General features: G+C 44.7%; 9 protein-coding genes and 2 tRNA genes. All 11 read left to right on the top strand.

Features of this window, described 5'->3' with window-relative positions; all coding sequences use genetic code 11:
• Positions 1–52: 52 nt before the first annotated feature.
• The 11 genes from cysC to ACJJI8_RS20510 all read left to right on the top strand — a co-directional run bounded on the left by cysC (position 53) and on the right by ACJJI8_RS20510 (position 12,267).
• On the top strand, positions 53–682 hold the full coding sequence (cysC, locus tag ACJJI8_RS20560) for an adenylyl-sulfate kinase (protein ID WP_282932285.1): 630 nt from the start codon (positions 53–55) through the stop codon (positions 680–682).
• Positions 683–877: 195 nt separating this feature from the next.
• Complete coding sequence (locus ACJJI8_RS20555; protein WP_444933556.1) at positions 878–3,244, top strand: DUF6351 family protein; 2,367 nt, start codon at positions 878–880, stop codon at positions 3,242–3,244.
• A 100-nt stretch (positions 3,245–3,344) separates the two neighbouring features.
• Positions 3,345–3,420 (top strand) — tRNA-Val (locus ACJJI8_RS20550).
• Between the two features lie 27 nt (positions 3,421–3,447).
• Positions 3,448–3,524 (top strand) — tRNA-Asp (locus ACJJI8_RS20545).
• A 543-nt stretch (positions 3,525–4,067) separates the two neighbouring features.
• Positions 4,068–5,060, top strand: a complete 993-nt coding sequence (locus tag ACJJI8_RS20540) for a 1-aminocyclopropane-1-carboxylate deaminase/D-cysteine desulfhydrase (RefSeq protein ID WP_444933555.1) — start codon at positions 4,068–4,070, stop codon at positions 5,058–5,060.
• Between the two features lie 146 nt (positions 5,061–5,206).
• Positions 5,207–6,076 carry an NAD(+) kinase gene (locus tag ACJJI8_RS20535; protein ID WP_444933554.1) on the top strand — a complete coding sequence of 290 codons (870 nt, stop codon included), beginning with the start codon at positions 5,207–5,209 and terminating at the stop codon, positions 6,074–6,076.
• 59 nt (positions 6,077–6,135) lie between these two features.
• The gene (locus tag ACJJI8_RS20530; RefSeq protein WP_444935184.1) at positions 6,136–7,302 is read left to right on the top strand and encodes a nucleotide sugar dehydrogenase; all 1,167 of its coding nucleotides are present in this window, start codon (positions 6,136–6,138) and stop codon (positions 7,300–7,302) included.
• Positions 7,303–7,380: 78 nt separating this feature from the next.
• Positions 7,381–8,784, top strand: a complete 1,404-nt coding sequence (locus ACJJI8_RS20525; RefSeq protein WP_444935183.1) for a mannose-1-phosphate guanylyltransferase/mannose-6-phosphate isomerase — start codon at positions 7,381–7,383, stop codon at positions 8,782–8,784.
• A gap of 73 nt (positions 8,785–8,857) precedes the next feature.
• Positions 8,858–10,252, top strand: a complete 1,395-nt coding sequence (locus ACJJI8_RS20520) for a glycosyltransferase family 4 protein (RefSeq protein ID WP_444933553.1) — start codon at positions 8,858–8,860, stop codon at positions 10,250–10,252.
• Positions 10,245–11,417 carry a glycosyltransferase family 4 protein gene (locus tag ACJJI8_RS20515; protein WP_444933552.1) on the top strand — a complete coding sequence of 391 codons (1,173 nt, stop codon included), beginning with the start codon at positions 10,245–10,247 and terminating at the stop codon, positions 11,415–11,417. The genes ACJJI8_RS20520 and ACJJI8_RS20515 overlap by 8 nt, the downstream gene beginning before the upstream one ends.
• Before the next feature lie 109 nt (positions 11,418–11,526).
• Positions 11,527–12,267: a sulfotransferase domain-containing protein gene (locus ACJJI8_RS20510; protein WP_444933551.1), complete on the top strand. Its 741-nt coding sequence runs from the start codon at positions 11,527–11,529 to the stop codon at positions 12,265–12,267.
• Positions 12,268–12,468: the final 201 nt, after the last annotated feature.

Here is a 12,468-nt window from a genome sequence, read left to right as displayed (position 1 = left end):
AAATGCTTGATACCTGTGACACTAGGATTGTATTCAAGACTTGGAGTAATCAGTGACAGCTACAGTTGAGCAAAAAGCGACCAATGTCCATTGGCATGAGGGTGATGTGACCCGCGAAAACCGGGCGAGTATCCTCGGCCACAAAGGCGTGACTCTCTGGTTCACCGGCCTTTCGGGCTCTGGTAAGAGCACTGTGGCTGTTGCCGTAGAGAAGGCACTGGCTGCTCGTGGCGTGCTCAGTTACCGTTTGGATGGCGATAACATCCGCTTGGGCATCAATTCTAACCTTGGCTTCTCAGCTGAGGACCGCCAGGAAAATATCCGACGTGTAGGCGAAATTTCCAAGTTGTTTGCGGATACTGGCGTGGTTGTTTTATCCAGTTTTATCAGTCCGTACCGTGAAGATCGTGATTTAGTAAGAAAGATGCATGAAGCAGGAGATCTTCCGTATATGGAAGTGTTCGTAGACTGCCCACTGAAAGAGGCTGAGGCACGCGACCCCAAAGGCTTGTATAAGAAAGCTCGCGCAGGTGAGATCAAAGGTTTTACTGGTATAGATGATCCCTATGAGGCACCTGTTTCACCAGAATTGCACCTGAATACTGCTGAAATGACTCTTGAAGAGGAAGTAGAAGTGATTCTCTCCACTCTCCAAGAGAAAGGCATTATCGCTAAAGACTAGGCGGTACTGCTTTCGAAAGGGGGATCACTAGATCCCCTTTTTTTGTTTTTGTCCTAAAGATATTTGCGCTTCTGCGCACCGCTCTACAAGTCCTGCCTCTCTTTAAGTCTTCCTCGGCGCCAACTGCCAGTAGCCTGGGACATCCGTTCATATACTCAAGCTGTACAGAAAGTGATGTTTCCTGTGGAGGCGCTTATGTCCGTTAGGAGAGGCTGGATACTCTCTATTTTGCTCTTGGTGCTAGTGGGCCTGGGGGCAGCAGCTTGGTATGGGTATAACCAGCTGCCAAAAGTCCATGGGAGCGTAGATGCTCCGGTGTTGAAGGTTCCTGAAGGGGTGCTGGACTATCAACCTGCGGCAGCTTATTCCGGCCCTCACCCCCGAATGATGTCCCGCCCGCCTGAATATTTCCCATTTCCTATTGGTTTGGGAGAGGTGGGGCCTGTAGAGACGCTATTCAGTGGCCCAGCCAGGTACCCTCTATATTGCGGGAAAAACAATATTACAAATAAGCAGCCCCTGGTAGACAATCAGGATGGGGAAGGGGTGCCCATATTTGCACTAAATGATAAGGGCAGGAAGACGAAAGAGGTTATTGGGTATAGTCGGGATTGCAGTCATGCTACAGAGGTTACCTATTTTTACCGTAGTACCACTGATGGCCAGTTTCACTATATGCATGAGGCCAGAAATGATATCGATAAGGTGACGGTAAACGGGAAGCAGGTTGATTTTATTGTTCGTGTAGAGACAGGCACGATCAACCGCCACTTTTATGCAATAGCAGTATTAAGGGGCGAGGGTGAGTCTGCAGGTAGACCAAGTGGTAGTAACTGGAATAAGCGGCTGATCTATCAGTTCCGTGGTGGCGTAGGCATTGGAGGGCGCCAGGGAAAAATCAACAAAGGAGATATCACCACACGGCGAATGGATGAACTTGCGCGCGGTTATGCGATTGTCTATTCGACCGCCAATCAGACTAGAAACCACTACAACATGTGGCTGGCAGAAGACACTGCTCGTAGGGTGAAAAAGCAATTTGTATCGTTATATGGGGAGCCAATGTACACCGTGGGCATCGGGGGGTCTGGTGGAGCGATCCAACAGTATCTATTTGCGCAGAATGCACCGGGCCTCTTAGATGCCGCTATTCCCTTGTATTCCTACCCAGATATGGTGTCCCAAACGATCTATGCCTTCGACTGTGAGCCACTGGAGTACTTCTTTGACATTGTGGATAGGCAGAATCAGCGCTGGAAAAAAGCAGAGGAGCGCACGGTTATCCAGGGGTTAGCTGCCAGTGAGAATGGTTCAAGTAAATTTGGAGTGTTGAGCTTTTTTGCTGGGATTTTTGATAGTCGCTACCGAGATAGGATGCAGGGAACCACTGAATGCGTCGAAGGGTGGCGAGGCTTAGTACCGTTGGTTAATAACCCTAACTTTGTTCACTTTGCTAAGAGTTTCGCTGCTGAGGTTGTCCCAAAAGTGCATTGGACGCACTGGGAGGACCTTCGCAAGTTTTATGGTGCAAACGCATCAGGGTACGCAAATAGTTCTTGGGACAATGAGGGGGTGCAGTACGGCCTGAAAGCCCTGGTGAACGGCGAAATCAATATAGATACATTTTTACGTGTCAATGCTGCTGTAGGTGGCTGGAAAGTGCCAGAAGACCAGAGCCAAGAGCAGTTGTGGTTTATGAATGGGAATATGTTTCCGGTTCGCTTGTCCCTTTGGAGCGAGCAAAACCTCAATATGGGAACACTCCAAAAGCCGGCGAAGCGCAGCCGCGCAAGTCTGGAGGCTATTAATGGAATATATCGTTCCGGGCACGTTTTCCTGGGGGATGTAGAGATCCCCATTATTGATTTGCGGCATTACCTCGATAAAGAGCCTGATATGCACCACAGCTCTGCCTCTTTTTCTGCACGCGGGCGTATTCGGCGTGCCCGTGGACATGCGGAGAATCAACTGATTTGGATGAGTGACAAAGGCTACAACCCGCTGCATGAGGCGCTGGATTTAGTTGACCGTTGGATGCAGAGCATCATTGAAAACCCAGGTAAAGGTGTAGTGGAGAACCGCCCGGATGACGCCAATGATCGATGCTTTGACAAGGAAGGAAATTTGCTGGCGTCTGGAGACAATGTCTGGAATGGACCTTGGAATAGCCAGGCTCCCGGGAAGTGTATGAGGGTATACCCGATTCATAGTACATCAAGGCAAGTGGCGGGGGCACCGGTGACCGATGATGTCTTTAAGTGCGCTCTACAGCCGGTTGAGCGGGCGTTGGCGAAGGGGATCTACGGTCCATTCACTGAGGAAATTTCCAGTCGTGTGGCAGATCTAAAGAGAATATTCCCTACCGGTGTGTGTAATTACAACGAGCAAGACTTGGCCCGACCAAAAGAGCAGCTGATACCGAGGGGGATCCCAGTGAAGATAGCTGGGCATCTGTTAGACCCAGACTACCGGCAGGGTAAGGTCTTGCAGGGGGCAAGTACTGAAGACGCGGAAATGAGGGGGGTCCCTGTCTCATTACCAGACGAATCGGATGGAAATTAATCGGACGTGGTTATTTGGCGCGAAAATTGTTGACAGAAATCTGCAGTCGGGTAATATGCGCCTCGCTCAAGGGGGCACGGCCTCTATAGCAAAGAGCACCGGGTGGTTAGCTCAGTTGGGAGAGCGACGGCCTTACAAGCCGTAGGTCACAGGTTCGACCCCTGTACCACCCACCAACTTCCTTAGAGGAAGTTTACTACCGAGGACCGGTAGTTCAGTTGGTTAGAATGCCGGCCTGTCACGCCGGAGGTCGCGGGTTCGAGTCCCGTCCGGTCCGCCAGATACAAAAAAGCCCTCACATGTGAGGGCTTTTTTGTATCTGGTTGCTACCTTTCAGTTTCCTTCTGGAAAATTTGTGCCCCCTCTCCTTTATCTCCTGTTTGTTATGGCGCTTTAGTTGTTTCCGAGAGCTGCGCCCTTCTTTTGAGTTATCCAGTAATGCATCTATACGGAAATTATTTCTACACTTTTGGAGAAGTAAGGCATCATTAGTTGCTTCAAGCATTTCCTGCCTTTGGCGTCATTGATGGAGTCTTGGCTAGGTAAAAATTCCTGCTCAAAATTTCTATAAAGCGCCGATAGGTGTAAGGCTTACCCGGGTATTGGTTGACAGGGTAGTATTTTGTAATTTTACCTTCGAGCTAACCGTGTCTTTTCTTAAGGGGTTGTGCTTTCCTTTACACTGTAAAAGCCCATTGATGATTACTAATTAAGTAGCCTGCAAAAGGCGTTAGCTTAATTAAGTCAACTGGTGTAAAAATTATAAGTTGGCTGAATTGTTGCCTTAAAATCTTATCAAGAGTTTCGGTTTAGTTGAATTTATATGACGATCAGATTTATTGAGAAACTGGATATTGGGTCCTTCATAAGTGCTGCATCAAAAGTCCCCTACCAAAAATTAAGCGCAGATTTATTTCCCAGTGTAGAGGTGTGGGTACGTCGAGATGATCTGTTAGACCCGATACTTTCAGGAAATAAGGCTTACAAGCTTTTATTTAGTTTGATTAAGGCTAAAAGTCGAGGTCTAAAAACAATAGTAACGTGTGGGGGGGCTTGGTCCAATCACATTCATGCAACGGCGGCGGCTGGGGCGCGTTTTGGTTTTAAAACTGTTGGGATTATCAGAGGAGAGGATCCAGGTAGCCTTAGTGCTACGTTAAGTGATGCTCGACGATTAGGGATGGAGTTGTCTTTTGTGAGTAGAGCCAAGTATAAACAGGAAAGAATAGATGGCTTGATTGGTGATAGGTGGCAAAGAAAGGGTGAAGTGCTCTTTATACCTGAGGGTGGGGCAGGCTTGGCTGGTATTGAGGGGGGGAGACTGCTTGGTCAAATTATAGAGGAAAGTGCCCCTGTTGTGTTTGATCAAGTATGGGTTGCTTGTGGAACAGGCACTACTTTTGTTGGGCTCGCTGCGGGCCTCTCAAATATGTCTGTAGTTGGTGTAGAGGTTTTGAAGGCTGGAGACAGTATTGCTGCTGATGCGTTGAGCTGGCAAAAGCAGATAAGTAGAGATCTAAGTGACACTTTGGTACGTGTTGGCGGTCACAGTACTTCAAGTCATAGATTGCTAGGCTCTACCGGCTGGCAGCTCCTTAGTGGTCATCATTGTGGAGGTTACGGAAAGTACCCAGCGAGCTTGCAAAAATTTCAATATCAATTTGAAAAAGAAACCGGAGTGCCTCTTGACCCAGTGTACATGAGTAAGTTGTTTTTGGCGCTTTCAGGTTGCTCAAAGGGTGGTCAACTAGATGGTCGTCACAGAGTGCTGGTGATTCATTCTGGTGGTCTACAAGGGCGGCGAGGTCGCGCCTGATATTTTGGTCGAAAATTGTCCTCTGTCATGGGGCGGTTCGACTCATTGTAAGCCCTCCGGCATAATGGCTGGTCGTGCAACGCCACTTTTAAGGTAGAACAGTGTGCATGCTTGGAAGGTTGTTACCTAAGTGTTACGGGGGCAATGTGTCAGAGTTTCAAACGATCGGACTTATTGGTCGAACAGAGAGCAATAGCGCCATCACGTCATTGAAGCGCTTAATGGCTTTCCTGCAAGAGGAGGGTTACACAGTTGTTTTAGAAGAGGGTACTGCTGACTCTGTGACAAGCTGCGGTGCGGAGGTATCACACAAGGACAGGCTTGGTGAACTCTGTGATTTAGTAATTGTCGTTGGAGGTGACGGCAGCCTTCTGGGGGCTGCGAGAGCTTTAGCGCGCTTTAGTGTCCCCTTGCTAGGGATCAATCGTGGACGCCTGGGTTTTTTGACAGATATCACTCCTGAGCAAGTGGAGCAGAAGGTTGGAGAGGTGCTATCTGGTAGGTATATGGCTGAAAGCCGCTTTTTACTAGATATGTCCGTTACACGTGACGGCCGACCTATTGGCAAGGGTGCTGCACTAAATGATGTGGTACTTCATCCTGGAGAAATGATCCGAATGATTGAGTTTGATTTGTACATAGACGGACAGTTTGTGTACACGCAGCGGTCAGACGGGTTGATAATCTCTACTCCTACGGGATCAACCGCATATGCTTTATCTGGTGGGGGCCCCATAATGCATCCTAAGTTGGATGCTATCGTATTGGTTCCTTTGAACCCACACACTCTTAGTAGTCGCCCAATTGTTGTAGAGGGTAGTAGTGAGTTTAAGTTGGTTGTAAAAGAGCAAAATGCCACTCGCCCTTATGTAACTTGCGATGGGCATGACCAAATAGTTACAGAGCCCGGCGACATAATCCGCATACATAAAAAACCTCACAGGCTTACCTTGATTCATCCGATTGATCACAATTTTTATGAGACGTGTAGGTCGAAACTGGGTTGGTTGACTTAGTTTAATTCTGTGGAGCTTCTACGGACAAAAATTTTGAAGAGTTGGTGTCGTTAGATATGATAAAAATTGCTGTTGTTGGTATAGGATATGTAGGTTTATCCAACGCTTTATTATTGGCCCAATCAAATCTGGTTGTTGCGTTAGATGTTGATAGGGAAAGGGTTGAAAAGCTCAACCAAAAGAGGTCGCCCATCGCTGATACAGAAGTTGAAAAATTCCTAAAGAGAGAAAATTTAAATTTCGAGGCTACTCTTTGCCCAGCAAGGGCTATGGATGGCGCGAAAGTGATTATTGTTGCAACCCCTACCGATTATAATCCTGACACTAACTACTTTGATACAAGTAGCGTGGACGCAGTGATCCAGAGAGCGGTAGAAATAAATCCGGATGCTCTCATTGTAATTAAGTCCACAGTTCCTGTTGGATATACTGAAAAGGCAAAAGAGCGCTTTAATTGTGAGAATATTATATTTTCGCCGGAATTTTTACGTGAGGGTAAGGCTCTTTATGACAACTTATATCCGTCGAGAATTATTGTAGGTGAGCGTTCCAGTAGGGGCGAGGAATTTGCAAAATTGCTGCAGAATGGTGCTATCAAGAAGGAGGTCCCAATACTTTTTACTGGTAGTACAGAGGCAGAGGCTATAAAGCTATTTTCTAATACCTACTTAGCTATGAGGGTTGCTTACTTCAATGAACTTGATACATATTCGGAAGTTCATGGTGTCAATACTCGAGAAATCATTGAGGGTGTAGGGTTGGATCCCAGGATTGGTGGGCATTACAACAACCCTTCGTTTGGGTATGGTGGATATTGCCTGCCAAAAGATACTAAGCAGTTACTTGCCAATTACAATGATGTACCAAATAATCTGATCAAAGCGATAGTTGATGCAAATACAACAAGGAAAGATTTTATTGCTGAAAGCATTTTAAGTCGTAACCCTGGCACAGTGGGGGTTTATCGGCTGATCATGAAGTCGGGGTCAGATAATTTTCGAGCCAGTGCTATTCAAGGTGTGATGAAAAGAATAAAGGCAAAAGGAGTTCGAGTTATTGTACACGAACCGACCCTCAAAGATGATCTGTTTTTTAATTCTGAAGTGTTAAAGGATCTTAGTAGTTTTAAAATACAGTCAGACGTTATAGTTGCAAATCGTTTGGTTGACGACTTAGCTGATGTGGCGGGCAAGGTGTATACGCGCGATATTTTTGGGAGCGATTAAGGGCAATGCGTGCTTAGCAGGTAAGGTATATAGCTCTTTTTTAAGTAATTGTAGAGGTTTGTTTTGGCGAATTTAAAGATTTCCCCCGTAATTTTGTGCGGTGGCGCTGGTACTAGATTGTGGCCTAAATCTAGAGGAGCTCTTCCTAAGCAATTGCTGAGTTTAACAGGTGAGAGAACCTTGCTACAGCAGACTCTAGAGAGGGTGAAGGGATTCGGGAAGCCTATCCTTGTCTGCAATGAAGAGCATCGCTTTATGGTAGCGCAACAAGCTAGGGAGATAGGGTTTGATCAGGTTACAATCATTACTGAACCTCTAGGGAGAAATACGGCCCCAGCAATTGCATTTGCTGCAATCTTGGCTTCCGAGCTGAATGGAGAGGAGGCTAATTTATTGGTGCTTCCTGCAGATCATATGCTTAAAGGGGTTGAGCAATTCTATGCAGCTGTTGATGCTGGACTGGAGGCAGCTCATCAAGACGGATTGGTAACCTTTGGTATTATCCCGACCTCCCCTGAAACTGGGTATGGGTATATACAAGGTAAGGAGGAGGTTGGGGCTGGCGTCCAAAAAATTGGCCAGTTTACAGAAAAGCCAGACGCTGAAACTGCTCAAGAGTATTTTGATAATGGGAGTTTCTTTTGGAATTCTGGGATGTTTCTTTTTGGGGCGAAAACATATTTGGGAGAGCTTGAAAGTGTGGCTCCAGAGATATTTTTCACCGCCTCTTCTGCGATGCAGCACGCGATAGTTGAAAGTGATTTCATTAAATTACGGAAACCAGATGTATTAAAAATCCCCGAAGATAGCATTGATTATGCGGTCATGGAGAAAACTGGGCGTGGTTACATAGTTCCTCTGGGGTGTAGCTGGTCTGATGTTGGTTCATGGTCTTCTCTTTGGGAAGCCCTAGCAAAAGATGATAACGGTAATGCTGCAATTGGAGATGTAATCATTGAAGACTGTAAAAACTCTTTAGTGTTTGGGGAGGATCATTTAGTGGCCGCTGTTGGTGTAGAAGATTTGATAGTCATTGATACTAAGGACGCTACTCTCGTTGCCTCAAAAGATCGTGCCCAAGAAGTAAAGGCAATAGTGAATAAAATTAAGACTGCCGGACGTAATGAGCATATTAATCATCGAGAGGTTGTACGCCCTTGGGGGCGATATGATTCGATTGGTGCGGGAGATCGATTTCAGGTAAAGCGGATCACAGTTAATGCTGGAGCCAGCTTATCATTACAAATGCATCATCATAGAGCAGAGCATTGGGTTGTCGTTTCGGGAACCGCATTGGTTCAGCGGGGGGACGAAGAATTAATGCTTGCTGAAAATGAGAGTGTCTATATTCCGGTAGGGGCTAAACACCGACTAAAAAATCCTGGGTTGTTACCGTTAGAAATCATTGAAGTGCAGAGTGGTAGTTACCTTGGGGAGGATGATATTGTTCGTTTCGATGATGTATATGGACGGGTGATTTAGTTTGTAAGAAAAATGTAGGTGCAATCTAAAATTTAATTTTAACGCAAGGGTAGCCCTGCTGTAGAGGGAAGTGATGTTTTATAAGACGATATTAGTTATCACAGATAAGTTTCCGCCAGAGGTGTCTGGGGGGGCTGAGCTTAGCTTGGATAATATGCTTTCGGAGATGGAGCATCATAATCTTAAGGTTGTGATTGCAGCCCTATCGCCGGGTCGATATGCCTTAAAAAAAGAAATTTACCGAGATCGTATTGTTTACCGGATCCCATTTGAGGATTCATGGCCAGTTAGTGCGGTTTCGGCGGGAAAGATTCGGTTGTTATTTCGTCTCATCAAGCATTTTGTGAGAAATTTTTCTAGAGGAAACTTTAAGACCTTACAAAGGGTAGCTCTAGCGGGAGTGATACGTAAGCTGTGGCCTGGAAAAGTTGGCGCTCTGCCTTTGATGGATGCTGACTACTTAATTAATTCCAGGGCTGCTCAGGTACTAAAGGATGTTATTTTCGAAGTTAGTCCGGATGTAATCCATGCTGATAATTATAGAAGTATAGTGTTGGCAAGTCAGGTGGATCTACCTATACCTGTAATATCCTACGTTAGAGATAATAGATTTTTTTGTGCTCATAAAAATCAAGCTACAAATGTGAAAGGTTCTATATGTATAGAGTGCGATAAAAGCTGCGTGGACAATAAGTTTCCTGTAGTTGTAGAGGAAAAGGTGAAGTCACTTATGGATGAGTCGTTACGGATTCGCCAAGAGGCCTTAGGGAAGTCCGCCGTTATTGCCACAACAAGTCAGTTCTTATGCGATCAAATTGGCTCCATTTTGCCTAATCGAAGTGTAGTTAAAATTCCTAACTTAATTGAATCCTCAAAAGAGATTGACAGGTCTCAAAAAGGGATTGAAAAGAGTTCGATACCCGAGATACTGGTTGTGGGTATGATTGGGCACAATAAGGGACAATGGCAACTTATTGAGATTGCTAAGCACCTCAAGGCGTTAGTTGGTGATTTTAGGGTGGTTATTGCTGGGCGAGGCCAGCTTGCAGAAAAGATATTGGGGGATGCTCAGTCAGAAGGGCTTCTTGATCACTTTTGGGTTGCGGGTTTTCTTGGGCGGAAAGAGTTATACCGAGCATATGCTAGGTCAACAGTCATTGCTTGCCCAACTGTTTGGCCAGAACCTTTCGGGCGGGTGCCATTTGAAGCTGCAATGTCGTCCAGGCCTATTGTTGCATATTCTGTGGGAGGGCTTAAAGAGAATATACTGGATGGTCAAACAGGTATTCTTGTTGAGCCAAATGATAGAATTGCCTTTGCAAGATCAATAGCATCATTGATAAATAATTCTGTTCTCGCAGACAAAATTGGACTCAATGCCCGTGAGCACGTTGAGTCCCTCTTTGAGTCGCAAGAATCAGCGAAACGATTAACCTCCGAATGGAATGGGCTTTCCTCGAGTGTCTAAGTTAATAATTTTAAGTGTTGATTATTTCCCAAAAATTGGTGGTATTTCTCTGATGACTCACCATTTGGCAAATGGATTTTGTCAGGTTGGTTGGGATGTTACAGTTGTTGCTCCAGCAGATTCGCTAGTCCCGAAGGACTATATCGCTCACTATAAACTGGTGGCTGATCTCGATTCAAGGCCAGAGCTAAGAGGGGGGGTTAGGGGGGCTCAAGAAAGGAAACGAATTAAGAGTTTCCTTAACTCTTTGGGTATGTTTGATCAGGTTCTACTTTTGCATCCATTCTATTACGGTATCCCTGCACTTGAATTTGCAAGAGAGAACGGAATTAGAATCTCTTGCTATTTTCATGGTTTTGAGCTTAAAAGCCAAATCCTTCATGTGGATAAGTTCTTGCATAAGTGCCTAGGGTACATATCACCCTTTAAAACCTTGCGGCAGCAAACTTTAGGCTTGGTAAAAGAGGTTGATTTTATATTTACAAATAGTAGTGAGACATCTGGTATTGTTAAGGAAATCAGGACTGATGGTGTCTTTGTGACTGGCTGTGGCTTAGATGCTGATACTTTTACTAAAATGAAAGTTGTCCCTGTTAGTAGATTTCAATTGAGAAATGAATATCAGCCGAACAAAGTGCTTGGTTTCGTTGGGCGTTTAGTAGAATCCAAGAATGTTAGCTTTTTATTAGAATTACTCAAAAACTTACCAGAATACGAATTACTGGTTGTGGGGGATGGTCCAGATGCGGACAAGCTGAAAGCCCTTGCTCTAAAGTTGGATGTCGATAAGCGAGTCGCATGGCTTGGTAAAGTGTCGGAGGAAGAGAAGTGGAAAGCAATAGATAATATGGATTTGTTGTGTTTGCCTTCTAAGCGACTAAAGAAAGGGCAAGTTGAAGGGTTCGGTATTGTAATGCTTGAGGCGACTATGCGGGGAGTTCCAATAGCTGTTTCTCACGAGGGGGGAATGCGTGATTTTGTCTTAGAGAATAATGGCATGTACCTAGATATCAACAGCGTCCGCGATAGTTCTGAAAAGGTTTCCGCGTTCTTGGGTTCAAAAGATACAATTATTAAAGCTGTTATGAACGCACAGAGATTAATCCAGGAAAATTTGACTTATGATAAGATAGCAAGAAATATTGCGGGAGTGATGAGGTTGTAGGAGTAGCTCTTTAGCTGCCTGGAGAAGAGAATTTGTATTGTTTTATATCATGTTTGCGCTCGCTTCTAGGTGAGTCTAAGTCAGATTGTATCGTTTTAGGGGTGTAAGAGTGACGTTACCTAATTTGCTTATTGCTGGTTGCCAGAAGTCTGGAACTACTTGGCTCCATCACTGCTTATCAAAATCGCAGTACATTTATGGTTCAGAGATTAAGGAGCTAAATTTCTTTAATAAGTCCAATTTTATGGAGGGTGTAGAGAGCTACTCGAGGCATTTTGATACGCCGAAAAAATATCAATATTATATGGAAAGTACACCTCATTACTTTAGGTTGCCCAAAAGGGGGGTAGATGTTGCCAAAAATATCCAGTCCTTATTGGGGTCGCCTAAAATAATAGTTCTTTTTCGTGACCCCGTGGCGAGATATGAGTCAGCTTACATTCATCATATGATGGCTGGCCGCTTTGATTATGTTAGAGACCTTGATGTGATAACTGATGAGCACCATATGCTCTCTCTTGGCAGGTACGCTGAAATTACAGAGTTTTGGCTGGACTATTTTCCTGAGATACAATTTTATTTGTACGATGATCTAGACAAAAAGAAAGCTCTTGTCAAGAGTGTGATGGATTACTTAGGGTTGGATAATGATCTTCAGGGGGAGCGTTTAAATTTCTATGTAAATGCAAAGAAGAAAAAAATTGTAAGCAAGAGAAAGAGTTCTGGGTGGGATGTTATTCCTTCTCTAACCGATGCTACTCAAGATCAGTTGCGTGAATATTATGCCCGGGATGTTGAAAAGTTGTCAGGACTTATTAATCGAGATTTGTCTCATTGGTTAGGAAAGTAATTTATCTTAGCTAGGTTTGTTTTTTTGGTTTTTAATACCATTAGGATGTATTTGAAATTTGTAGCTCAGGCTCAATCTTAGATGATGTCTTCTTATGATTAAGTGTATGTCAGATTGGGCCTGTATGAGCTTTATTTAATTTAATTAATATGGTCATTGGCATTTCTCAGTTGTTGGATTATTTATTACCTTTTTTGAACA

This window comes from Microbulbifer maximicatervae (SeqCode), from assembly GCF_052467695.1.
The sequence above is the reverse complement of the archived record's forward strand: the minus strand, read 5'-3'. Positions and strand labels throughout refer to the sequence as shown.